The following is a 24,303-nucleotide window of genomic DNA, read 5'->3' as shown; positions in this document are numbered from 1 at the left end:
CAAACATTTGATGAGATTTTGTGTTTGTAGTCTGATGTTGCGGAACTTTTAAAAAGGCCATCCTGTCTGAGCCATCAACAAAAGATTCAGGCCGTCTGAAACTTTTCAGACGGCCTTTATAGCATCCTAGATATGATAATTAAAATCATTAAGATTTATGTATAAGGATTATTAAATGAAATTTAATTTTATACCTCAAATCGGTATGCTGGCCTGTGCGTCGGCTTTGATGTTTTCTCCGTTGGCCGCCAGTGCAAAGCCTGTCGAAATCACCGATACGGCAGGGCGTAAGGTGAAGCTTGATTTGCCGGCCAAGCGCATCGTGCTGGGTTTTTATTATCAAGACTATATGGCTGTGGGCGGCAAGAATGCTTTGGATAATGTGGTGGGTTTTTCCAAGGCGGTGTGGTCTGATTGGGCGCCTCCGAGCTGGGCAGCATTCAGTAAGGCTGTGCCTAAGTTGAAACAGCTGGCCGATGTGGGCGAAGTGGAAGTGGGTACTTTTTCGGTGGAGAAAGTGCTGTCGCTGAAGCCGGATTTGCTGATTTTGGCCGACTGGCAATATCAAGGCTTGGGTTCGGATTTAGACAAAATCAAGAAGGCGGGCATTCCGATTGTGGTGATTGACTACAACGCCCAATCGGTTGCCAAGCATATCAAATCAACGGAAATCATCGGCACGATTACAGGGCAGCAGGCGAAAGCGAAAAAGCTGGCGGCCGACTATAAAGCTATTGCCGACAATATTCAGGCAAGAGTGAAAAAAGCCAATCTGCCCAAGCCGAAAGTGTATGTCGAGTTTGGCAACAAAGGCCCGGCCGAACACAGCTTTACGTTTGGCAAGGCTATGTGGGGGCCGATGATTACTTTGGTCGGGGGGAACAATATTTCTGCTTCGGCGGTGGATTTTTATGCGCCTATCAATCCTGAAAAGGTATTGGCGGCCAAGCCCGACGTCATTGTGATTACCGGACGGGAAACCGAACTGAACAAAAACAAAGATGCGTTTGTGTTGGGGTGGAATATTCCGAAAGCCGAGGCGGAACGCCGTTTGAAAGGTTTTGAAAAACGCGCGGGCTGGGCCAGCCTTCCGGCAGTTAAAAACAACCGGGTATACGGTGCTTACCATGCCAATTCGAGAACGCTTTCAGACGGCGCTTCCCTTCAGTTTATGGCCAAAGCGGTTTACCCGCAGCTTTTTGCCGATTTGAATCCGGACAAGACCTATATGGATTTCTACCGCAATAATCTGCCGGTGGTGCCGACCGGGACGTTTTATCTTTATCCCAAAGCAAAATAAGGCCGTCTGAAAAACGACAGTTTCAAACCGAACGGTTTGCCTCCCCTTCCCGTGCGCCTGCGGGTGCATGAGGGAGGGGGTAAATTTATCTTCAAACAACAATATACATAAACGGTTTTCATCATGACCGGAGAAATACCTTCTACAAATCCTTCCCGTGCTGATGCCGGTACGGTTGCCGATATTGTGAGAAACCAGCGTGCCTTGGAGCGCAGGCGCTGGTTGGCGATATTGACTTTTTTAACCGTCGGCCTTATCGGTTTGGTTCTCGATATTGCCACGGGGCCTTCCATGCTGCCGGTCGGCGAAGTGGTCAAATCTTTGCTGAATATGGAAAGCGCGGACGAAATGAGTAAAGTCATTGTGTACGACCTGCGCCTGCCGATGGCCTTGATGGCATTGGTCGTGGGGGCGGCATTGGGTGTCGGCGGTGCGGAAATCCAAACCCTGCTCAACAATCCGATGGCCAGCCCTTATACCTTGGGCTTGGCCGCTGCGGCCGGCTTGGGCGCATCGCTGGTCATCGCTTTCGGCAGTTTCGGCCTGCCTTCGTCGGTGGCCGTGCCGATAGGTGCTTTTGCGATGACTATGTTGGCGGCAACGATATTGTTTCTGTTTGCGTCTATGCGCCGTTTCAATTCCGCCATGTTGGTGTTGGTCGGGATTGCTTTGCTGTTTTTATTCCAGTCGGTGCTTTCGCTGATCCAATACATCGCGGCGCCGGAGATTTCGCAGCAAATCCTGTTTTGGCTGTTTGGCAGTCTGACGAAGGCGACTTGGGAAAACCTTGGCGTAACGGTGTTGGTTACGGCGGTATGTGTGGCTTTGCTTGCCAAAGATGTGTGGAAGCTGACTGCTTTGCGTTTGGGCGAAGAGCGGGCGGCCAGTTTGGGCATCAACCTGCAACGCCTGCGTATCCAAACTTTGGTGTTGGTTGCGGTGATGACGGCAACCGCCATCAGTTTTGTGGGCATCATCGGTTTTATCGGCTTGGTGGCGCCTCATGTGGCGCGGCTGTTGTTGGGCGAAGACCAACGGTTTTTCCTACCCGGCGCCATGTTGGTCGGAGCGGCGTTTTTGTCGATTGCCTCCGTGCTGTCGAAAGTCATTATTCCCGGAGCGCTGTTTCCGGTCGGCATTGTTACTTCTTTTGTAGGTGTGCCGTTTTTCTTTTGGATTGTATTAACAAAACGATAGGCCGTCTGAATATGAACAAATTGTTTTTGAAACCTTTATTGGCGGGTTTGCTGCTGTGCGCTTCTTTTGCCGCACAGGCGCAAATGCAGACCATTACCGATGTGCGCGGGCGCGAAGTGAAAGTCGATGTGCCGGCCAAGCGCGTGGTTTTGGGTTTTTATTACCCTGATTATATTGCTGTAACGGGTGCGGAAAATTTCGCCAACGTAGTCGGTATTTCCCGTGAATTTTGGGAGAAGTTCAACCCCGGAAGCTGGGCGCTGTACAGCAGTAAGATGCCGGAGTTGAAAAACATCGGCGATATAGGCAATGTGAGCACCGGCACGTTTTCTTTTGAAAAAACGCTGGCATTGAAACCCGATGTAGTGGTGTTGGCCGACTGGCAATATGAAGCGCTTGCCAATGAAATTCCCCGTTTCGAGCAGGCGGGCATTCCCGTGGTTGTGGTGGACTTTAATGCGCAAACCGTTGAAAAACACGTGGAAAGTGCAAAAGTTTTCGGTGCGATTGCCGATACGCCGAAGCGTGCGCAACGTGTGGCTGGCGAGTATGCGGCGGGAATCGCCGACATTCGGCGCAGAATCAGCGAAGCCGGGCAGCCCAAGCCGAAGATTTATATAGAATTCGGCGACAAAGGCCCGAAAGAACACAGCTACACTTTCGGAAAAAATATGTGGGGCGCGATTGCCGATATTGCCGGGGGCGATAATGTGAGCGCACCGTTTGTGAAAGACTGGGGGCCGATCAACCCCGAACAGCTTTTGGTGGCCAAACCCGAAGTGGTGGTGATTTCCGGCACGGAAGTAGGCTTGGGGCAGCCGGATGCCATGGCTATGGGTATCGGCATCAAAGCGGAAGATGCTTTGCAGAGGCTTGCCGGCTTTACCCGGCGTGCCGGATGGGGAGACCTTCCCGCCGTGCAAAACCGCCGCGTGTACGGCATTTACCATACCGCTTCACGTTCCCTCTCCGACTTGGCATCCGCACAATTCATCGCTAAAACACTCTATCCGGAAGCGTTTGCCGACATCCGCCCCGAGCAAACCTATCTGGATTTCCACCGTAAATATCTGCCGGTAACGCCGGAAGGCACATTTTTCGTCCGCTTGGGTTGTGCAACGCCCGACAGTTGTGCGGATGAGGGCGGCAAAGGAGCCGGCGGCGCGGAGCCGGCGGATTCTTCTGCAAACAAACCGCAATCATTTTTTGCCCGCATCAAAGCGTGGTTTCTCGGATTGTTTTAAAGGCCGTCTGAAATGCTGCAACTGGAAAATCTGACCATTAGGCGCGGCAGTCTTACCGTAGCCGACCATATCAGCCTGAATTTGGAACAGGGCAAAGTTTATACCGTGCTGGGCCCCAACGGCGCGGGTAAATCGTCGCTCATCAAAACCGTGTTCGGCGATATACCTTACAGCGGAAGTATCCGTTATAAAAACGATACTTTAAGCAAAACCCACGTACTCAATTGGCGCAAGCGCATCGGCTATATGCCGCAGGACACAGCCGTAGAAGCCTCGCTGACGGCTTTGGAAGTCGTTTTGCTCGGGCGCATGGACGCCCTGCATATGCACATCGGCGACGATTTGCTCGCCGAAGCCGCCGCCATGATGCAGCAGCTCGGCATTGCCCATTTGGCCCACCGCGACGTGATGCTGCTCAGCGGCGGCCAACGGCAGCTGGTGATGTTTGCCCAAGTATTGATGCGCAATCCGGAAATCCTGATGCTTGACGAGCCGGTCAGCGCGCTGGATATGCACCACCAGCTCAACCTGCTCGAACACGTATGCGGCCACACGCGCAACAAAGGCTTGGTTACATTGATGGTTTTGCACGATTTGAGTTTGGCCGCCCAGTTTTCAGACGGCCTGATCTTATTGGGCGAAGGCAAAGTGCAAGGACAAGGCGGGCCGGCCGACGTTTTGCGGGCGGATATTCTCAGCCGCCTTTACCGCGTTGATGTCGAACTGCTTTACGACAGCCGGGGCGCTCCGGTTATCCGGCCGATGCGGAAGGCCGTCTGAAAAGCCTTTACGCCAACCGGATTCTGAATTACCCCGACAAACATCCCGAAAACATACCGAAAGGATTCACCATGAAAAAATACCTCTTTCTCTTACTCTTTGCCGCCGGCAGCGCATTTGCCGCCAATCATGAAGTCAAGATGCTGGATAACGGCGCAGACGGCAGCATGGTGTTCGAGCCGGGCTTCTTAAAAGTACAGCCCGGCGACACCGTAACCTTCAAACCCACCAATAAGGGACATTGGGTGCAAAGCAAAGCCCTTCCCAAAGGAGCGAAAGAATTTTTATCCGCCGAGGATAAAGAATTTACCGTCAAACTTGATAAAGAAGGCGTATATGTCTACACCTGCCCGCCCCACCGCACCATGAACATGAACGGCATCATCCAAGTGGGCAAAGCCGCCAACAAAGCCGAAGCGCAGGCCATGGTAGACGAAATGGAACGGCGCTCCATGCAAAACAAAGGCCGTCTGAAAAAATATATGCAGCAAGTAAAATAAACCCGTACCGCACGGCAACCGCCGTGCCGCACACCCTCCGATACTTTTTAGCCGGGGCCGTCTGAATATATGCTCGTTATTACCACCTGCCGCAGCTATCCCCAGCCGCCTGAGAGCCTTCTCAAACTCATACCCGAGCTGCGCGGACGCGGCGTATCCGCCCATTTCGACTGCTGGCAAAACCGGCCCGACAGTCCGTTTTTACTGCCTTTGTGCGCATGGGACTATGCCGCCGAGCCGCAGCGGTTCCGCCGATGGCTGCAACAGGCGCAAAGCTCGGGCAGCCGGTTTGTCAATCCGCCGGAGCTGATGCTTTGGAACATGAACAAACACTACTTGTGCGACTTGGCCGCTGCCGGCGCAGACGTTATCCCGACCGAAAGCGCCGCGCCGGATGCCGGAGCCGTAACCCGCATCATGCGGCGGCACGGCTGGCATGAAGCCGTATTGAAACCCGCCGTCGGCCAAAGCGGCAAATATGTGGTCAGAATCCGCAGCAGCAGCGAAATCAGAGACTGGCTGCCCTACCGCGAAGGCGTGATCGTACAGCCGTTTATTGCCGACATTGAAACGGCGGGCGAAACCGCTTTAATCTTTTTCAACGGCCGCTTCAGCCACGCAGTGCACCGCCGGCCGCCTGCGGGCGAATGGCGCGCCAACTCCGCCTACGGCGTCCGCATCCTGCCTGCCGAACCGCCGCCGTTTGCCGTAATCGCCGCCGCCCGCGTATTGGCAAGCCTGCCCCAAATGCCGGTTTACGCACGGGTGGACGGTACATTGCTGCCCGAACGCTTCCTGTTGAACGAATTAGAACTCATCGAACCTGCCCTGTATCTCGACACCCGCCCCGAAGCCGTAGCGCATTTTGCCGATGTACTTGCCGCCGTTTTACGCACGGGTGGACGGTACATTGCTGCCCGAACGCTTCCTGTTGAACGAATTAGAACTCATCGAACCTGCCCTGTATCTCGACACCCGCCCCGAAGCCGTAGCGCATTTTGCCGATGTACTTGCCGCCGTTTTACGCACGGGTGGACGGTACATTGCTGCCCGAACGCTTCCTGTTGAACGAATTAGAACTCATCGAACCTGCCCTGTATCTCGACACCCGCCCCGAAGCCGTAGCGCATTTTGCCGATGTACTTGCCGCCGTATGCCTGAATGCCGGCACGGCCTGAACCGCGCAAGAGCCAAATGCCCGCCTGCATACCGTGTGCCGTGATGGGGCATCTGTCAGGCCGTCTGAACCATACCGTTCCGACGGCCCGAATATCGACTATCTTGCCTGCAAACATGGCCTGCCAACCGGTTTGGCAGTATCATGGCAAGCCCCGGCCGGGTAAAAGCGGCTTCCTTCCAACCCTTATCAAAAGTGAACATTATGCCGAAAATGAATTGGCAGCAATTGCTTTCCACCCAACGCTTCCGCATGAAAGACGGCGAAATCGTGCCGACGGTAACACCGTCCACCCAAGAAGGCGCGGATGCTTTGCGTACCGATTTCCACATCGACTACGACCGCGTGGTGTTTTCCGGCGCGTTCCGACGCTTGGGGCGCAAAACGCAGGTTCACCCGTTTGCCGAACACGACCATACCCACAACCGCCTAACCCACAGCGTGGAAGTCGCCAGCGTGGGGCGCAGCTTGGGCAACCGCGTCGGCGTGATGATGCAGGCGGGCGGTTTTCTGCCGCAAGGTAATACGCCGAGCGACATCGGCGCAGTGGTTCAGGTGGCCTGTTTGGCGCATGATTTGGGCAACCCGCCGTTTGGGCATACCGGCGAAGATGCGCTGCGCGACTGGTTCCGCAATCCCGCACACAGCATTTATCTGCAAACCTTGAGCGAAGGCGAGCGCAACGATGTGCAGACTTATGAAGGCAATGCCCACAGCCTGAGGATTCTGGCCAACCTCGAAATGTACCGCAACAAAGGCGGTATGCGTTTAACCGCCGCTACCATCGGCGCGTTGCTGAAATATCCGTGGACGACGCTCGATCCGAACGGCCGCAAAAAATTCAATATCTATCAAACCGAACTGCCGTTTATCCGCCGCATTGCCGACGAACTGGGATTGATCGAACAAGGTACCGACCGCTGGGCGCGCCATCCTTTGTCGTACCTGATGGAAGCCGCCGACGACATTTGCTATGCCTTGCTCGACTTGGAAGACGCAGTAGAAATCGGCTTGCTGGGCGATGCCGAAGTGGAAAGCATTTTGTCGGAACTCACCTTTACCGAAGCCACAGGTGCATGGCAGGCGCAAAACAGCCGCCAGCGGTGCGCCATGCTGCGCGGTATGGCCATCGGACGGGCGGTTGAAGATGTGGCGCAAACATTCATGACGCATCAGCAAGACTTGCTGGGCGGCCGGTTTAAAGGACGGGATTTATTGGCTTTGTGCAGCCCCGAAGTACAAAATACTTTGGAAAAGGCTAAAGAGTTGGCGCGGACAAGGATTTTCCGCCACCAAAGCAAGTTGATTACCGAAATTGCCGCCTTCCCGTGCGTCGGCTCGATTCTCGATTTGCTCGTGCCGGCGGCGTATGCGCTGATTACGAAACGCGAGGTAAGCGTGCGCCAGTCGCTTGCTTTGGAACTGCTGAAAAACGACGACCCGATCACCGCTGAAGACAGTCTTTATCAGGCTTATATGAAGATTTTGGACTTTGTCGGCGGCATGACCGACAACGCCGCCGCGCGGATGGCAAGGGAAGTATCGGGCATCGGCATGGTGTGATGGATGTGCGGTATTGTTTTTCAGACGGCCTCAATAAGGTTGGAGGCCGTCTGAAATATGGTGTAGGTAGATTGGGAGTTTTACAGGGCTTACGATATGCCTTGTGTTTCAGAAACATGGTAGGGCGGGCATCCTTGCCCGCCTATTTCTTAAACCATACATACAACTGAAAATATACAAAACGGCGGGCAGGGATGCCCGCCCTACACATGAATAGGCCGTCTGAAAAATAATTTTCAGACGGCCTGTTTACATATCGACACAAGCGGCTTGTCCGCGGGCGTTTAATCCGTACCCCGCGCGCGGTTTTCGTGGAACTGCGCCTGCCATTCGGCAAACTTGCCTTGTTCGATGGCTTCGCGCATTTCCGCCATAATCACTTGATAAAAATGAAGGTTATGGATGGTGTTTAATTGCGCGCCCAAGATTTCGCCGGCTTTGTGCAGATGGTAAAGATAAGCGCGGCTGAAGTTTTGGCAGGCGTAGCAGGTGCAGCTTTCGTCCAGCGGGCGGGTGTCGTGCTTGTGCTTGGCGTTTTTGATTTTGATGTCGCCGAAGCGGGTAAACAGCCAGCCGTTGCGGGCGTTGCGGGTGGGCATCACGCAGTCGAACATATCCACGCCGTGCGCCACGCCGTACACCAAATCTTCAGGCGTGCCGACGCCCATCAGGTAGTGCGGTTTGTGGGCGGGCAGCATCGGGCCGACTGCGCGCAGCATGCGGTACATTTCGGGCTTCGGTTCGCCTACCGAAAGGCCGCCGATGGCCAAGCCGGGGAAGTCGAATGCTTCCAAGCCTTTCAACGACTCTTCACGCAAGTCTTCATACATCGCGCCTTGCACGATGCCGAACAGCGCATTCGGGTTTTTCAAATCTTCAAACGCCTTTTTAGAGCGCTCCGCCCAGCGCAGGCTCATTTGCAGAGATTGGCGCGCCTGCTCGTGGGTGGCTTCGCCGGGCGTGCATTCGTCGAGCTGCATGGCGATGTCGGAATTGAGCACGGTTTGAATCTTCATGGAGATTTCGGGCGATAGGAACAGCTTGTCGCCGTTGATCGGGCTTTTGAACGTGCAGCCTTCTTCGGTGAGCTTGCGCATGTCGGACAGCGAAAACACTTGGAAACCGCCCGAATCGGTGAGAATCGGTTTGCTCCAGCCGATAAATTGATGCAGGCCGCCGAATTGTTCGATCACTTCCAAGCCGGGGCGCAGCCATAAGTGATAGGTGTTGCCCAAAATGATTTGCGCTTTGATGTCGTGCAGGTTGGCGGGCGTCATGGCTTTGACCGAGCCGTATGTGCCGACGGGCATAAACACAGGCGTTTCAATCGTGCCGTGGTTGAGTTCGAGTGTACCGCGGCGGGCGTGGCCGTCGGTTTTATGTAAGGTAAATTTCAACATGATGTTGGGTGTAAAAAGTCAATGTATCAAAGTAGAAGATCATGCCGCCTTGTGAGCAAGGCGGCGGAGAAGACGGGGCAATTATCTGCGGCGGCGGGAGCCGGGCAGGGGCATGTCGGCCCATTTCATCACGCCCGCCACTTCGGCCGGATTCAGCTCGTAAAACTGGCCGCGTTTCAAGCGGTTGGGCAAACCGATGGGGCCGAAGCCTACGCGCACGAGACGGCTCACGGTTAAGCCGAAATGCTCGAAAATGCGGCGCACTTCGCGGTTTCGGCCTTCTTTAATGATCACGTTGTACCATTTGTTTGCCCCTTCGCCGCCTTGCTCGTAAATACGTTCCACTTTGGCCAAGCCGTCTTCCAACATCACGCCTTCTTCGGTAAGCGTTTTCATCTGTTCGGTGTCCAGGCCGCCCAACACGCGCACGGCGTATTCGCGTTCGACTTCAAAGCTGGGGTGGGCGAAGCGGTTGACCAGTTCGCCTGATGTGGTAAGGATCAACAGGCCGCTGGTGTTGATGTCCAAACGGCCGATGGCCACCCAGCGGCTGCTGGCAGCTTGAGGCAGGCGGTCGAAAATGCTTACGCGGCCTTGCGGGTCGTCGCGCGAGACGATTTCGCCTTCCTGTTTGTAATAGAGAATGATGCGCGGCAGGCGGTCGGGCCATTTGAGCTTGATTACGTTGCCTTTCACGGTAACTTGGTCGTCGGGCGATACTTTGTCGCCAAGCTGAGCCGTTTTGCCGTTGACGGTAACCAAGCCCTGCGTAATCCAGTCTTCCATTTCGCGACGCGAACCCACGCCCGATGCGGCAAGGGCCTTTTGCAGACGTACCGGCTCGAAGCTGTCTAAATCGACCCGTTTTTCTTTCAAATCGCGGGCGCGTTCCATGATTTTTTGATTGGGATTGCGCACCACTAGTTTTTTGGCGCGGGAAGTCTGCGTTTTCGGCGCGGAGGGTTTGCCTGCGGCTTCTTTTACGCCTGTTTTATTCTTAAGGCCGTCTGAAAACTTGCCTGTGTTTTTGCGGGCAGCCTTTTTCTTGGCCGGTGCGCCGTCGCGCAATTCACGTTTGCTTGAGATTTTTTTGGTGTTCACTAAAAGCTCCTAACGCATTTTCCTGAAAGTAAAACGGTTCTTCTGCGGCTTGTGCGGCAGGATGGGTTGTTAAAAAATAGATAAGATGGGTTTTCAGACGGCCTTTTGTAGGGTGGGGCCGTCTGAAATTAATTCAACCGTAGGTCGGATACTTGTATCCGACAAGCAATGGTATTCGGTGATTTTGTCGGATACAAGAATCCGACCTACCCGTTAATTTAATATGGGCGGTTCGGAAAGCAGCTCGGTTTGCCCGGCTTCTGTTTCTTCCTCGCCGCTTTCGGCAGGCTCGATTAAATCGGGCAATACCAGCTCGCCCAATTCGGTGAGCGGCGGCAGTTCTTCTAAACTTTCCAACTGCAAATCGCTTAAAAACACATTGGTCGTCGCCCATAAAGCGGGGCGGCCGATGGAATCGCGGTGGCCGATAACCTCAATCCAACCGCGGTCTTGCAGCGTCTGCATTACGTTTTGCGATACCGCTACGCCGCGTATGCCTTCGATATCGCCGCGCGTAACCGGCTGCTGGTAGGCGATAATCGCCAGCGTTTCCATCACCGCACGCGAATAGCGCGGCGCACGCTGCTCCTGCAAACTGCCCAACCGCTCGAATGCGGCTTGGGCAATCTGAAAACGCCAGCCTTCATGCGTATGCACCAACTGCAAAGCGCGGTTTTGCCAGCGGGTTTTCAAGTTCGCCAGCACATCAATCAGCTTGTCGGGCGACAACGGCGGCACACACAGCTCGCGCATGGTCTTTTCGCTGAGCGGTTCGGTTTGGGTAAGCAGCGCGGCTTCGATAAGCGCGTCGGGGGGGAGTTTGTCGGTCATGGTTTTATTGGTTATAGGGCGCACAGACACTTGCTGTGCTTTGTTCGGACAGGCGGTCTGAAAAATCAAAAATCAGAATTTTTTATGCCACTTGGTGCACATCCTAACAATTTATTTATGTTTTGTATTCGCCATGGTTTGCCACCAACCATGAATAGACTTCTTTTTCGTCATAGTTTGCTCCGGCAATTGCAATTTCCAAGAAATGGATGATTCTGCTTTTTTTATCGGTTGATTCTTTTGTATATAGTAAAAAAATACAGCATCTGAGCGATCGGGAGCAATAGCATCTGCTTCAAAAAAAAGTGGAACATCGGCTTTTTTTAGGAATGTATTTTTTTCATCAATTTCAAAGTCAATATAAACTCCTGCTCCTGTATATTCTTTAGAGGAGATTGAAGAATTATTAAGTTGATCAATCAAATAGTCAGCCCATATTTCATTATTTTTTATGATATGCAACAGAAAATAATTTTCATATTTAGATAAACATAAATCAGTCATACAAGGCCTTTGTTACATTTTTAGAATTGTGGTAATACGCGTTGCATCGCCTTTAATGAAAACTTAATAATGCAGAGACGGAGATATGTTCACACTCTTGTAAGTTTTTAAAGTTAATCTTTCTCCTGCAATACCTTAAACCCGCGTTTTTCAGCTTTACTCCTGTCTTTTACATCAATCGTGTAAACATTGACGTTTCCGGTTAATCCGCCGCATACAGCGGGGAACATCACACCTTGCAGGCTGTGTGCTTCCGCGGCATAGACTTGGATGCCGTTCAATTCACTCAGCATGGCTTGAGGGCTGATGCCGCCGCCGTAGCATTGCTGCGAGCCATTGTGTTTATAGACTTGGATGTATGCGGTTTTCGGCACATTCGGGCTGTTGGAAGCGGCGCAGGCACTTAGAGCAACAAGGGCGGTCAGTAAAGCGTTGCAGGTCATCGGTTTCATGGCGGTGCTTTCGATAATGCTCGACGGATTTTACCGTGTGGTTGCGAGCTGCGGGCATAATGGTTTTCAGACGGCCTTTTAGGGCAGCAGAATGGTCAGGCCGTCTGAAAAGATTATTGCGGTGTCGGGGGCAAGACTTTAAACCCGCGCTTTTCAGCTTCGCTTCGATCTTTCGTTTCAATCGTGTAAACGTTGATGGTGCCGGTATCGCCTCCGCATACTTCGCGGTAGGCTTTGTCTGAAAGTTCGCTTTTTTCCGCCGCATAAACGCGGATGCCTTGCAGTTCTTTTTGCATGTCGGCGGGGCTGATACCTGCTTCGCACTGGCGGGAACCGTCGTGTTTGTATACTTGAATACGGCTTTCATGGCTGCCGCCGGTTGTGGGCAAGCAGGCGGTCAGTGATAAAGCGGCTACCGCCAAGACGCTGCGGAAAACGGTTTTCATAATGCACTCCTTCGGTAAGTTGGATTGCGGTCGGGCTGCGTGGGGCGGGCATCTTTACCCGCCGTCGGTTTCCATTTTAATGCAAGGCAAACAGTTGTCGGAAGCCTTGGGCAGGGATGGCCACCCCGGTGTTTTATTCTTTTTCAGACGGCCTTTGTCCCTTGCGCTCCGCTTTTCTGGCTTCGCGGGCGGCTTTCAATTCGGCTTCTTTCTGTTTGGCTGTTTTGAGCCATGCTTCCCATTGGTTCGGTGTTTCGAGCGTGATTCTGCCTATGTGGCCGTCGCGGAAATCGGTAAGGATGTTTTCGGCGGCTTTTTGGTAGTTGATGCGTCCGCCGCTTAATACGGCTCCGCGTTTTTTGGCAATCCATTCGAGCCATTCGGTGTCGTTCCAATGGCTGCTCGGGTCTTTGTCGGCTTGGTAACGTGCCTGCAACAGGGGCAGGTAGTGGCGGCGCAGGTAGTCGAGCAGTTCGAGGGCGACTTCTTCTTCGTCGAGTGCGTTGCGGCCTACGGCTCCGCTGGCGGCGAGGTTGTAGCCGCTTTCTTCTACGATGATTTTCGGCCACAACATGCCGGGGGTGTCATAGAGCCAGAAGTCGTCGGCGAGAAACAGGCGTTGTTCGGCTTTGGTGATGCCGGGTTCGTTGCCGGTTTTGGCGGATTTTTTGCCGATCATGCCGTTTATCAGGGTGGATTTGCCGACGTTGGGGATGCCGCAGATGAGTACGCGCAGGGGTTTGTCGATGCCGCCGCGGTTGGGCATCATGTTGCGGCAGGCGCGGGTGATTTTGGCGGTTGCGCCTTGCTCGGAAGAGTCGAAGGCGATGGCTTGGGTGTCGGGCTTGTTGTTGTAGTAATCGAGCCAAACGGCGGTGCGCTCGGGGTCGGCAAGGTCTTGTTTGTTGAGGATTTTGAGCTTGGGTTTGCCGCGCGAAAGTTGTGCCAGCAGGGGGTTTTCGCTGGAGGCGGGCAGGCGGGCATCGAGCATTTCGATCACCATATCAATGTTTTTGATGCGCTCGGCGATGGCTTTTTTCGCCTTGTTCATGTGGCCGGGAAACCATTGGATTGCCATAATGTTTTGCTCTTTTATCGATATGGATAGCAAATGGGTTTGCTATGTATGGGTATTTGTTTCACGGGGAGGCCGTCTGAAAATAGTGCTGCTTTATTTCGGGTCGGTTTATTGCCCGTAATCGGCCGGATAACGTAATCAGGCAGCCCGACAAAGGCTGCCTGATTGAGTGCGGCAATTATAGCATATTGTTTTGCTTTAAGCTCTCAGACGGCCTCTGATGCAAGAGGCCGTCTGAAAATGGGGTTAACGCTCTGCTAATCCGGTTATTTGGCGGTGGCGCACAAGCAATTCGTAGCGGCCTTTCAACCGCTCTGCCAACTGCTCGACAACATATACGGAGCGGTGTTGCCCGCCGGTGCAGCCGATGCCGATGGTTACGTAGCTGCGGCTTTCGACCTGCATCTGCGGCAGCCAGCGGTTCATGAAGTTGCTGATGTCGTTGATCATTTCCTGTGCCGCGGGTTGTTGGTCCAAGTAGTTCTGAATCGGTTTGTCGAGGCCGTTGAACGGGCGCAGTTCGGTATCGTAATAAGGATTGGGCAGGCTGCGCATGTCAAACAGGAAATCGACGTTGGTCGGCACGCCGTATTTGAAGCCGAACGATTCCAAAATCACCAGCAAGCCTTTGCGCTCTTGTTTCAGCCATTGCTGCACGCTGTAACGGAGCTGCTGGGCGTTCATTTTCGAGGTGTCGATGCAATAGGCCAACTCGCGCAAGGGGAAAAGCCATGCCCGCTCTTGTTGCAGGCTTTCGAGCAAGGTAAGTGTTTGGCCGGACAGAGGATGGCTGCGGCGCGTTTCGGAAAAACGGCGTATCAGCACGGCTTCGTCGGCTTCTAAAAACAATACTTCTACATCGTAGCCTTGTTGGCGCAGGAGTTTGATTTGCTCTTCGGCCTCGTTGATGTCGATACGCGAACGGATGTCGACGCTGATGCCGAGCTGGGTAATTTCGCTGTTGTCGAGATGATATTGGATCAGGCCGGGCAGCAGCTTCATCGGCAGGTTGTCGACGCAATAATAGCCCAAGTCTTCCAGCAGCTTGAGGGCAACTGATTTGCCCGAACCGGAAAGGCCGCTAATCAGCACTATTTTCATGATCGGATTCGTTTTCTTTCAACATGGTTTGATGGCGCTCGAGAAATTCCCGCGTGCTGTCTTTGCCGCGCAGCTGCAAAATGTAATTGCGGACGGCGGCTTCGACCAAAACGGCCAAGTTGCGGCCGATGGCCACGGGCAGCGTTACCGAGCGCACGCTGACATCTAAAATGGATTCGGTTTCGGAACGGATGCTCAGACGGTCGAGCCGTTTCATGTATTCATCGTCGGCCGGTACCAGATTGATGATTAATTGAAGGATTTTTTTGGGGCGGATGGAAGTTTCGCCGAAAATGTGACGGATATTGAGCACGCCCAATCCGCGCACTTCGAGAAAATCCCGCAGCATCGGCGGGCAGCGGCCGTCGAGGGTTTCGGGGCCTGTGCGGTATAGCTCTACCGCATCGTCGGCAATCAGGCTGTGGCCGCGGGAAATCAGCTCCAACGCCAGCTCGCTTTTTCCCAGCCCGGATTGGCCGGTGATCAATACGCCGATTTCAAACACGTCGAGAAACACGCCGTGTTTGATGGTGGATACGGCCAAAACGCGTTGCAGGTAAATGCGCAAAACGTCCATCAGATACGGGCTTTCCCGTTTGGACATCAGCAAAGGCACGTTATTGGTGTGGCAGTAGTCGCGCAGCACGGGCGGAACGGGCAGATCGTTCGCCACGATAACGAGCGACATGGGCAGATCGAAAAGCTGATAAAAACCGGCGGCGGTTTCTCCGGCCTCCATGCGTTGCAGGTATTCGACTTCCGCTACGCCCAAAACCTGCACTTGGTTGGGGTGGATAAAATTCAAATGGCCGACCAGCGCCAAAACGGGCTTGTCGGCCTCAACGCCGATACGGTTATCGGCTCCCGCCGTACCTGCCGCCCACGCCAGTTGCAGCTTGTGCTGGTTGTCTTGATACAGGCGGCGTACTGAAATGCTGGGCATTGTTTACTCTTCTTTTAAAAGCTGCTGTACTTCTTCGGCAGAAGTGGCTGCCATCAATGCTTCGCGTACTGATTTTTGGGAAAATCGGCCGGCTAGTTTCGATAAAACTTCCAGATGTTCGCCGGTGGCGTTTTCCGGCACGAGCAGTACGAAAATCAGCGAAACGGGTTTGCCGTCGGGGGCGTCGAAAGCCACCGGCTCTTTGGTGCGGATGAATGCGCCGACTGCTTTTTTCACGGAAGCGTGGCGGCCGTGCGGAATGGCTACGCCTTGACCTAAGCCGGTCGTGCCGAGCTTTTCGCGGGCAAACAGGCAGTCGAACACATCGGCGCGCGCCAGCCCGGCTTCGTTTTCAAGCAGCAGCCCGGCCTGCTCGAAAATGCGTTTTTTACTGCTGACTTCTAAATCCAGCACAATATGTGATAAGGGCAAGATTTCGCTGATCAGGCTCATATCTTTCTCTTTTTAAGTAAGCAAAACAGGGTGGGATTGTACCGACAGTTGGTGTAAATCTCAAATTTTCAAGGCTGATTTACACTGCGGAAGGGTGTTTGGCGTTTGTTTATGTTTAGATAATTCAATGGGTTAAAATCTTATGGTTAACGGTGGGCGGTAAAAGAAAGAGGCCGTCTGAAAGTATTTTCAGACGGCCTCGATAGTGCTTCGGATGCTTAGCGGCGGTAAACCAAACGGTAGTAGGTTTCGCCGTTTTGGATGTAGCCTAAATCCACCCGTGCGATTTCGGCGATGGCGTCTTGACCTTCTTCCAAATCGTTCACTTCGGCTTCCAGAGCATTATTGCGCAAGGTTAATGCCTGGTTTTTTTCTTCCTGTTCGGCAACTTGGTCTTGCAGGCGCCACATATCGCGCCAACCGCCTTTGGAGAGCCAAAGGCTGTATTGGAACCATGCCAGCGCGGTAATTAAAACCAGGGTAACCCATTTCATAACCGATACCTTTAATTATTTGCCTAATTGGTAGAAGGCGGCTTTGCCGGGGTAGTAGGCGGCTTCGGCCAATTCTTCTTCGATACGCAGCAATTGGTTGTATTTGGCCATACGGTCGGAACGGCTCAGGGAGCCGGTTTTGATCTGCATGCAGTTGGTGGCAACGGCCAAGTCGGCGATGGTGCTGTCTTCGGTTTCGCCCGAACGGTGGCTCATCACGCTGGTGTAGCGGTTGCGTTTGGCCAGCTCGACGGCTTTGAGGGTTTCGCTCAATGTGCCGATTTGGTTGACTTTAACTAAAAGGGCGTTGGCGATGCCTTGCTCGATGCCTTCGGCCAAGATTTTCGGGTTGGTAACGAATAAGTCGTCGCCGACCAGCTGTACTTTTTTGCCCAGTTTTTCGGTCAGGTGTTTCCAGCCGGCGCGGTCGTTTTCGTCCATGCCGTCTTCGATGGAAACGATGGGGTAGGTGTCAACCAGTTTGGCCAAGTAGTCGGCAAACTCTTCGCTGGTCAAAGCCAAGCCTTCTGCGCTCAGGTGGTATTTGCCGTCTTTGTAGAATTCGCTGGAGGCGCAATCCAAGGCAAACAGCACGTCTTCGCCCGCTACATATCCGGCGGCGGTAACGGCTTCCTGCATCAGTTGCAGGGCTTCTTCGTGGCTGTTTAAGTTGGGGGCGAAGCCGCCTTCGTCACCCACGGTGGTGGGGAAGCCTTTGCCGTCACACAATTTTTTCAGGGCGTGGAAAATTTCGGCACCGCAGCGCAGGGCGTCGCGGAAGCTTTTTGCGCCCACGGGCATAATCATAAATTCTTGAATGTCCAAGCTGTTGTTGGCGTGGGCGCCGCCGTTGATGACGTTCATCATCGGTACGGGCATAGCCATCGGGCCTGCGCCGCCCAAATAGCGGTATAAGGGCAGGCCGGCATCTTCGGCTGCGGCACGGGCAACGGCCATGGATACGGCCAAAGTGGCGTTGGCGCCGAGGCGGCCTTTGTTTTCGGTGCCGTCCAATTCGATCATGATTTGGTCGATATAGCTTTGCTCGGAAGCGTCGAGGCCGATCAGGGCTTGTGCGATTTCGTTATTAACGTGTTCTACTGCTTTCAATACGCCTTTGCCCAAGTAGCGGGATTTGTCGCCGTCGCGCAGTTCCAAGGCTTCTTTTTGGCCGGTGGACGCGCCGGAGGGGACGGCGGCACGGCCCATTACGCCGGACTCGAGCAATACGTCGCACTCAACGGTGGGGTTACCGCGGGAATCCAGAATTTCGCGGGCAAAAATATCGATAATCGTACTCATGGAATTCTCCTGAATCGTTCAATAAATGAAAGTGAACACATCAAACTTAAAGTGGAAAAATATTTTCAGGCGCCTTGTTATGGCTTGGTTTCAGACGGCCTGAAAATGACAGGTATTTTATTAAAGATGCCGATTATACCGATTCAGGCCGTCTGAAAGGAATGTTTACCGACAGGCCGTCTGAAAAAGTGAACAGACATCTAAATGTGCCGAACTGGGTAAAGTTTTCGTTCGGCTTTGCGGGCCATCATCCGTGCAGTTCTAAGAATTTACGGCTGATTTCCTGAAAGGCAACATCATCAATATTCAGGTGTTTGAGAGATTGGCCTTGGGCGGTGAAGTAGTGTTCGCCTCGGTCGGTCGTGATTTTGAACAAGGCTTCCAAACCGTGACCGTCAAATCCAAACAGATACCCGAATTCGCATGATGTATCGGCGAGGTCTGTATAGTCTTCGCCTTGGCTCAGCAATGAAAGGGCGGTGTCCGCGAGTGTTTCTTTCAAAGGCCGGTTATCGATTTCATTATGCTTGCCGGGTTGCTCCATTTTTCTCTCTCCCATACTTGGTTTTTGAGTAAGGCCGTCTGAAAAATATTTTTCAGACGGCCTATATTGGAACGCCATCAGCGGTGGTAGTTCGGTGCTTCTTTGGTGATTTGCACGTCGTGAACGTGCGATTCACTCATGCCGGCCGAAGTGATTTCCACAAATTCGGCTTTCTCGTGCATTTCGGCGATGCTGGCGCAGCCCAAATAACCCATGCTTGAGCGCAGGCCGCCCATCAGCTGGTGGATAATCTGCATAATCGGGCCTTTGTAGGGCACGCGGCCTTCGATGCCTTCGGGCACATATTTATCGGTGCTGTCTTGTTTGTCTTGGAAATAGCGGTCGCTTGAACCTTGGCTCATGGCACCCAGCGAACCCATGCCGCGGTAAGATTTATAAGAACGGCCTTGATAAAGTTCGATTTCGCCCGGTGCTTCTTCCGTGCCGGCAAACATACCGCCGAGCATCACGGTGCTGGCGCCTGCTGCCAACGCTTTGGCGATGTCGCCGGAGAAGCGGATGCCGCCGTCGGCGATCAGCGGAATGCCGGTGCCTTTCAAGGCTTCGGAAACATTGTGAATCGCAGTCAATTGCGGTACGCCTACACCGGCCACGATGCGGGTGGTACAAATAGAACCGGGGCCGATGCCGACTTTAACCGCATCCGCACCTGCCGCAACCAAATCGCGGGCGGCTTGGGCGGTGGCGATGTTGCCGCCGATGACTTGTACTTGCGGGAAGTTTTGTTTTACCCAACGCACGCGGTCGAGTACGCCTTGGCTGTGGCCGTGGGCAGTATCAACCACCAATACGTCTACGCCCGCTGCAACCAATGCTTTCACTCGCTCGTCGGTATCCGCGCCTACGCCAACCGCCGCGCCTACACGCAGGCGGCCGTCTGAATCTTTGTTGGCGTTCGGAAATTCGGTGGTTTTCAGAATATCTTTAACCGTAATCAGGCCCTTGAGTTCCCACGCTTCGTTCACAACCAATACGCGTTCTACTTTATGGTCGTGCATCACGTCGCGCGCGTCTTCGATGCTGGTGCCTTCGGACACGGTAACCAAACGGTCGCGCGGCGTCATAATCGATGAAACCGGCTGGTCGAGGCGTTTTTCAAAACGCAGGTCGCGGTTGGTAACCAAGCCGACCACTTTGCCGTTTTCCACCACGGGCAGACCCGACATCTTACGTTTGCGGCGGGAAAGCATTTCCACCAAATCGCGAATCGGCATTTCGGGCGGAATGGTTACGGGATCTTTCACGATACCGCTCTCATGGCGTTTCACCTTCGCCACGGCTTCTGCCTGACGCTCGATGGTCATGTTTTTATGGATAATGCCGATGCCGCCTTCCTGAGCCATTGAAATGGCCAGCTTGGCTTCGGTAACCGTATCCATAGCAGCAGAAAGAAGGGGAAGATTGATGGTGATGTTGCGGGTGAGCGGGGTTTGGAGTTTGACGTCTCGCGGCAGCACTTGGGAATGTGCGGGAACCAGTAAAACATCGTCAAAAGTATAGGCTTTCTCTACGATACGCATGATGCTCGGGCTTTCAGTTTGTGCAAGATGCACGGCATTGTATCAAATTTGGCCTGCGCTTGATACCCGTTTCCGGCAGATTCGGACCGTAAAATTTAAGAAAATTACATAAGCCGTGCACGCTTTGATGATGCGTTTCGTTGTAACGATACCAAAAGTAACCATTGAGGCGCAGGAAAAGCGGTTTGTATCATGACACTTACTTAATTTAACAGTACAATGAAGGCCGTCTGAAACATAACCGAAAGAACAAAGACCATGCACATTACCCGTTTTGCCCGATTACTCTTGATTTCCGGCATGTTGGTTTCCGGCAGCGTTTCCGTTGCCGAGGTTTACACATGGAAAAACAAAAGCGGCGGCAACAGCTATTCGGATGTGCCGCAAAACCTGAAAATTTCGCAATCCGGTACGGTTAATATCCGCACCCGAACCGTAACGCCGCCGACGCCGCCGAAAACCGAAGCGGCAGACGGTTCGCTGGCCGACAAGCAAAAGGATTTGAACGACGCCGTTGCCGCGGAAAACAAAAAAATCGAAGAGCAAAACAAAAAGATTGAGGAAGAAAACCGCCTGCAAAAAGAAAGCAACTGTAAAATCGCGCGCATGAACCGCCAGTTTGCCGAAACCGCCCGCATCGCAAACCGTGATGAATTTGTGAAGCGTTATGATGCGGATGTGGCTAAGTTCTGTAATTGATGCGATTTAGCGAACTTGCTTTGAATGGATTTGAAACAGAGGCCGTCTGAATATTTTCAGACGGCCTCTTGGTTTTTAAAGCAAGTTTCTTTAAATAGATTGATGATATCAACTGCCCGCAACGGTCATTTCACTGATCAATACCGAACCGATTTTATTGGTTGAGCGTTTCAATGCGTCGTCCGCCACACCGACGATATTCAGATACATATCCTGTAAATGTCCGGCGATGGTGATTTCTTCCACGGGATAGGCAATCACGCCGTTTTCCACCCAGAAACCCGCCGCACCGCGCGAGTAGTCGCCCGTGAGCATGTTCACGCCTTGCCCCATCAATTCGGTAACGAGCAGGCCGGTGCCCATTTCTTTCAGCAAATCAGATTGCGCCGCATGGGTGTGGTTCAGATAAAGGTTGTGCGCGCCGCCGGCGTTGGCGGTGGTTTGCATACCGAGTTTGCGCGCGCTGTAACTGCTTAAGAAGTAGCCTTGTATGATGCCGTTTTCAATCACAAAACGCGGACGGGTTGCCACGCCTTCGGCATCGAAATAGGTGCTGCCGAACGATTGGGGAATGTGCGGCTCTTCACGCAGGCTGAGAAATTCGGGCAGCAGCGGTTTGCCGAGGCTGTCGATCAGAAAACTGCTTTGGCGGTACAAAGCGCCGCCGCTTAATGCACCGACGAGATGGCCGATCAGGCCGCCTGAAACGGTGGCGTCAAACAACACGGGATAGCTGCCGGTAGGGATGCTGCGTCCGCCCAAACGGCGCACGGTGCGTTCGGCGGCGGTGCGGCCGATGCTTTCGGGCGATTCCAAATCGAGGTGGCGGCAAGAGGTGTCGTACCAATAATCGCGCTGCATGCCGTCTGAATCGGCGGCGACCACGCTGCACGAAATGCTGTGGCGCGTGCCTTGTTGGTGGGCGGCAAAGCCGTGCGAATTGCCGTAAACGTATTGGTAGTGTCCGGTTTGTATGGCGGCACCCTCGGAATTAGAGATGCGGTTGTCGGCATTCAATGCTGCCTGTTCGCATTGTTTGGCAAGCACAACGGCGGCTTCGGCAGATAAATCCCATTCGTGGTATTTGTCTAAATCGCCGATTTCACGTGCCATTAAACCGGCATCGGCCAAGCCTGCGCAATCGTCTTCGGCGGTGTATTTGGCAATATCGACAGCCGCCTTCACGGTGTCGCTCAGAGCCTGTGGGGAAAAGTCGGCGGTGCTGGCACGGCCTTTGCGTTGGCCCACATAAACGGTGATGTCGAGCGATTTATCCTGTTGGTATTCGATTTGCTCGATTTCGCCCAAGCGCACGCTCACGCTTTGGCCGAGCGATTCGCTCAAATCGGCTTCGGCCGAGGTTGCGCCGTGTTTGTCTGCTAAAGAAAGCACTTGTCGGCAAAGATCGAGCAGTTCGTTTTTGCTGTGGTTGAACATGGGTAATCCGATGAAAAAATCGATGGCATTTTAACTGTTTTCAGACGGCCGCGGCAAAATTGTTGCTATGGGAAAGATAGGGTGGGGCGGCTGTGTTAGAATGCGGCGGTTACCGAATACGGATAGTGCTATGAGCAACAATGAACAGGAATGGGTAAGCAAAACCCAAATGAAAAAACAGATGGACAGCCTGCAAGACCTCGGTATGCAGCTGACCAAGCTTTCTGCCGATACGCTGAAAAAAATCGGCTTGTCGGAAGATTTATACGAAGCAGTGGTAACGTATAAAAAAATCACGTCCAACGGCGCGTTGAAACGGCAGGCGCAATACATCGGCCGTTTGATGCGCGACACCGATCCCGAACCGATTGAGCGTTATCTGGCCAAACTGCGCGGCGACAATGCGGCGCATAATGCGTTCTTGCAGCGTGTCGAGCAAGCGCGCGACCGTTTGATTGCAGGCGACGACGCGCTCACGGCGTTTATTGCCGACTATCCGCATGCCGATGCGGGCAAGCTGCGCACGTTGATCCGCAATACTCGTAAAGAGCAGGAACTGAACAAGCCGCCGAAAAACTTCCGTGCGCTGTTTCAGGAAATCAAAGCGGTTATGGACGGCAACGCTGATGCGGCAGAAGATGCGGATGTAGAACCGTTTGAATAAAAAAGTTTCCGGCAGGCACGCTGTAACGCTATTCAATTGGCGATTCATCTGCCCATAAACAACATATAAACATCGAGGCCGTCTGAAACACCATTTTCAGACGGCCTCGTTACAGCGCGGCGGCAATTTATTTTTTTGTCATGGCAGGGCGGATGTGTTGCCCTTGCCGTACACAAACTCGGCACGATTTACATAAACCGCTGCAAAGTTTAATTTTGTATTGCCCCGCAAAGGGATAGGCTAATATAATTGCAGGTTCACAAAACAGGGCTGTCGGCAACCTTCACCGGTTTCTCACAGCCCTGAGAAATTTTTCATGCTGCCCGTGCGCTCTTTAAACCAGCAATCAAACAGCTTTTTATCACCCCGCGAAAATCCGTTTTGCCGGTACTCGTTATTAACTGGAGTATTGCCATTATGAACGCAACCCCTGCGTCTACCATCCAACCCTATCTGCAAATACAAGGTTTGGTAAAAAAGTTTGGTGACAATTATGCTGTCGACCACATCGACTTAGATATTGAAAAACACGAAATCTTCGCCCTTTTGGGCAGTTCGGGCAGCGGTAAATCCACGCTGTTGCGCATGTTGGCGGGCATGGAAACCCCCAATCAAGGCAAAATCATTCTCGACGGGCAAGACATTACCCGACTCGCTCCCTACGACCGCCCCATCAACATGATGTTCCAAAGCTATGCGCTGTTCCCGCACATGACGGTGGAGCAAAACATCGCTTTCGGTCTCAAACAAGACAAAATGCCCAAAGACGAAATCGCCGCCCGAGTGGAGGAAATGCTGCGTTTGGTGCAGATGACCAAATTCGCCAAACGTAAGCCGCACCAGCTTTCAGGCGGCCAGCAGCAGCGCGTGGCTTTGGCGCGCAGTTTGGCCAAACGCCCGAAAATCCTCTTGCTCGACGAACCTTTGGGCGCGCTCGACAAAAAACTGCGTCAGCAAACCCAACTCGAATTGGTGAACACGCTGGAGCAGGTGGGCGTAACCTGCATCATGGTAACGCACGACCAAGAAGAAGCCATGACCATGGCTACCCGCGTGGCGATTATGTCGGAAGGCAAATTGCAGCAAGTCGGCACCCCCAGCGATGTATATGACTTCCCCAACAGCCGCTTTACCGCAGAATTTATCGGCGAAACCAATATTTTCGACGGTACTGTGTTGGAAGATCACGCCGATTACGCCATCATCCAACTGCCCGAATTGGAAAACAAAATCCGTATCGATCACGGTTTGGGCGGCCGCTCCGAACAAGACTTATGGATCAGCATCCGACCCGAAGACATCGATTTATACAAAGAAAAACCGGAACACTTGGGCGAATACAACTGGGAAAAAGGCGTGGTGAAAGAAATTGCTTATTTGGGCAGCTTCGCCATTTATCACGTTCAGCTGGCCAACGGCCGCGTGATTAAGAGCCAAGTTCCCGCACCTTACTGGCATGTGCGCAATATCGCACCGCCCACTTGGGAAGAAACCGTGTATGTAAGCTGGCCGGAAAACCAGCCTACGCCGTTGTTCAGCTAAGCCGTAAGGA

General features: G+C 53.2%; 24 protein-coding genes and 1 pseudogene. 10 read left to right on the top strand and 15 right to left on the bottom strand.

The window, feature by feature from the left end; translation table 11 throughout:
• The first annotated feature begins 175 nt into the window (after positions 1-175).
• The 7 genes and pseudogenes from CKV66_RS10720 to CKV66_RS10685 all read left to right on the top strand — a co-directional run bounded on the left by CKV66_RS10720 (position 176) and on the right by CKV66_RS10685 (position 7,761).
• Entirely contained in the window at positions 176-1,300 is a 1,125-nt protein-coding gene (locus tag CKV66_RS10720) for an ABC transporter substrate-binding protein (RefSeq protein WP_004284127.1), read from the top strand.
• A gap of 123 nt (positions 1,301-1,423) precedes the next feature.
• Complete coding sequence (locus tag CKV66_RS10715) at positions 1,424-2,497, top strand: FecCD family ABC transporter permease (protein WP_085362757.1); 1,074 nt, start codon at positions 1,424-1,426, stop codon at positions 2,495-2,497.
• Positions 2,498-2,508: 11 nt separating this feature from the next.
• Positions 2,509-3,741: an ABC transporter substrate-binding protein gene (locus CKV66_RS10710; RefSeq protein ID WP_085362758.1), complete on the top strand. Its 1,233-nt coding sequence runs from the start codon at positions 2,509-2,511 to the stop codon at positions 3,739-3,741.
• 12 nt (positions 3,742-3,753) lie between these two features.
• The gene (locus tag CKV66_RS10705; protein ID WP_085362759.1) at positions 3,754-4,521 is read left to right on the top strand and encodes an ABC transporter ATP-binding protein; all 768 of its coding nucleotides are present in this window, start codon (positions 3,754-3,756) and stop codon (positions 4,519-4,521) included.
• A 71-nt stretch (positions 4,522-4,592) separates the two neighbouring features.
• Positions 4,593-5,021, top strand: a complete 429-nt coding sequence (locus tag CKV66_RS10700; protein WP_004284132.1) for a pseudoazurin — start codon at positions 4,593-4,595, stop codon at positions 5,019-5,021.
• Positions 5,022-5,090: 69 nt separating this feature from the next.
• Positions 5,091-5,924, top strand: a pseudogene (locus CKV66_RS10695) (ATP-grasp domain-containing protein); the annotation flags it as partial.
• A 487-nt stretch (positions 5,925-6,411) separates the two neighbouring features.
• Entirely contained in the window at positions 6,412-7,761 is a 1,350-nt protein-coding gene (locus tag CKV66_RS10685; protein ID WP_085362902.1) for a deoxyguanosinetriphosphate triphosphohydrolase, read from the top strand.
• Positions 7,762-8,045: 284 nt separating this feature from the next.
• Here the strand turns inward: CKV66_RS10685 and tgt are convergent, their stop codons facing one another.
• From tgt to guaB, 14 genes are all read right to left on the bottom strand, one after another.
• Positions 8,046-9,161 (bottom strand): tRNA guanosine(34) transglycosylase Tgt, encoded by a 1,116-nt coding sequence (gene tgt, locus CKV66_RS10680; RefSeq protein ID WP_085362761.1) that lies wholly within the window; start codon positions 9,159-9,161, stop codon positions 8,046-8,048.
• Positions 9,162-9,242: 81 nt separating this feature from the next.
• Entirely contained in the window at positions 9,243-10,262 is a 1,020-nt protein-coding gene (locus CKV66_RS10675; protein WP_085362762.1) for a pseudouridine synthase, read from the bottom strand.
• A gap of 213 nt (positions 10,263-10,475) precedes the next feature.
• Positions 10,476-11,093 carry an SMC-Scp complex subunit ScpB gene (gene scpB / locus CKV66_RS10670; protein WP_085362903.1) on the bottom strand — a complete coding sequence of 206 codons (618 nt, stop codon included), beginning with the start codon at positions 11,091-11,093 and terminating at the stop codon, positions 10,476-10,478.
• A 111-nt stretch (positions 11,094-11,204) separates the two neighbouring features.
• A complete protein-coding gene (locus CKV66_RS10665) occupies positions 11,205-11,597 on the bottom strand; it encodes a hypothetical protein (protein WP_231990487.1) in 393 nt (130 codons plus the stop codon).
• A gap of 113 nt (positions 11,598-11,710) precedes the next feature.
• The gene (locus tag CKV66_RS10660; RefSeq protein ID WP_085358336.1) at positions 11,711-12,049 is read right to left on the bottom strand and encodes a hypothetical protein; all 339 of its coding nucleotides are present in this window, start codon (positions 12,047-12,049) and stop codon (positions 11,711-11,713) included.
• A 113-nt stretch (positions 12,050-12,162) separates the two neighbouring features.
• A complete protein-coding gene (locus CKV66_RS10655; RefSeq protein ID WP_231990486.1) occupies positions 12,163-12,495 on the bottom strand; it encodes a hypothetical protein in 333 nt (110 codons plus the stop codon).
• A 133-nt stretch (positions 12,496-12,628) separates the two neighbouring features.
• Positions 12,629-13,573 (bottom strand): ribosome biogenesis GTPase YlqF, encoded by a 945-nt coding sequence (gene ylqF, locus CKV66_RS10650; protein WP_085362763.1) that lies wholly within the window; start codon positions 13,571-13,573, stop codon positions 12,629-12,631.
• A 246-nt stretch (positions 13,574-13,819) separates the two neighbouring features.
• Positions 13,820-14,674, bottom strand: a complete 855-nt coding sequence (gene rapZ / locus CKV66_RS10645) for an RNase adapter RapZ (RefSeq protein ID WP_085362764.1) — start codon at positions 14,672-14,674, stop codon at positions 13,820-13,822.
• Positions 14,655-15,617, bottom strand: a complete 963-nt coding sequence (gene hprK, locus CKV66_RS10640; protein WP_085362765.1) for an HPr(Ser) kinase/phosphatase — start codon at positions 15,615-15,617, stop codon at positions 14,655-14,657. Before hprK ends, rapZ begins: the two co-directional genes overlap by 20 nt.
• A 3-nt stretch (positions 15,618-15,620) precedes the next feature.
• Positions 15,621-16,070 (bottom strand): PTS IIA-like nitrogen regulatory protein PtsN, encoded by a 450-nt coding sequence (gene ptsN, locus CKV66_RS10635; protein WP_085362766.1) that lies wholly within the window; start codon positions 16,068-16,070, stop codon positions 15,621-15,623.
• A gap of 218 nt (positions 16,071-16,288) precedes the next feature.
• On the bottom strand, positions 16,289-16,564 hold the full coding sequence (ftsB, locus tag CKV66_RS10630; protein WP_085362767.1) for a cell division protein FtsB: 276 nt from the start codon (positions 16,562-16,564) through the stop codon (positions 16,289-16,291).
• Between the two features lie 15 nt (positions 16,565-16,579).
• Positions 16,580-17,866, bottom strand: a complete 1,287-nt coding sequence (gene eno / locus CKV66_RS10625) for a phosphopyruvate hydratase (protein ID WP_085362768.1) — start codon at positions 17,864-17,866, stop codon at positions 16,580-16,582.
• 247 nt (positions 17,867-18,113) lie between these two features.
• The gene (locus tag CKV66_RS10620; protein WP_143773787.1) at positions 18,114-18,488 is read right to left on the bottom strand and encodes a hypothetical protein; all 375 of its coding nucleotides are present in this window, start codon (positions 18,486-18,488) and stop codon (positions 18,114-18,116) included.
• Positions 18,488-19,951: an IMP dehydrogenase gene (guaB, locus tag CKV66_RS10615; RefSeq protein ID WP_085362770.1), complete on the bottom strand. Its 1,464-nt coding sequence runs from the start codon at positions 19,949-19,951 to the stop codon at positions 18,488-18,490. Before guaB ends, CKV66_RS10620 begins: the two co-directional genes overlap by 1 nt.
• A gap of 258 nt (positions 19,952-20,209) precedes the next feature.
• On the opposite strand from guaB, the gene CKV66_RS10610 reads away from it, so the two are divergent.
• The gene (locus CKV66_RS10610; RefSeq protein WP_095197883.1) at positions 20,210-20,650 is read left to right on the top strand and encodes a DUF4124 domain-containing protein; all 441 of its coding nucleotides are present in this window, start codon (positions 20,210-20,212) and stop codon (positions 20,648-20,650) included.
• Positions 20,651-20,758: 108 nt separating this feature from the next.
• Here CKV66_RS10610 and pmbA read toward each other — a convergent pair whose 3' ends face one another.
• The gene (gene pmbA, locus CKV66_RS10605; protein ID WP_085362771.1) at positions 20,759-22,087 is read right to left on the bottom strand and encodes a metalloprotease PmbA; all 1,329 of its coding nucleotides are present in this window, start codon (positions 22,085-22,087) and stop codon (positions 20,759-20,761) included.
• Between the two features lie 130 nt (positions 22,088-22,217).
• Here pmbA and yjgA point away from each other — a divergent pair, with 130 nt between their 5' ends.
• Both yjgA and CKV66_RS10595 read left to right on the top strand, forming a co-directional pair.
• Positions 22,218-22,751: a ribosome biogenesis factor YjgA gene (gene yjgA, locus CKV66_RS10600; protein ID WP_085362772.1), complete on the top strand. Its 534-nt coding sequence runs from the start codon at positions 22,218-22,220 to the stop codon at positions 22,749-22,751.
• Between the two features lie 417 nt (positions 22,752-23,168).
• Positions 23,169-24,293 carry an ABC transporter ATP-binding protein gene (locus tag CKV66_RS10595; protein WP_085355790.1) on the top strand — a complete coding sequence of 375 codons (1,125 nt, stop codon included), beginning with the start codon at positions 23,169-23,171 and terminating at the stop codon, positions 24,291-24,293.
• Positions 24,294-24,303: the final 10 nt, after the last annotated feature.

The sequence above is a fragment of the Neisseria zoodegmatis genome, from assembly GCF_900187305.1.
Taxonomy (GTDB): Bacteria; Pseudomonadota; Gammaproteobacteria; order Burkholderiales; family Neisseriaceae; genus Neisseria; species Neisseria zoodegmatis.
Note: the sequence above shows the minus strand (reverse complement) of the source record. Positions and strands in the feature narration are given on the sequence as shown.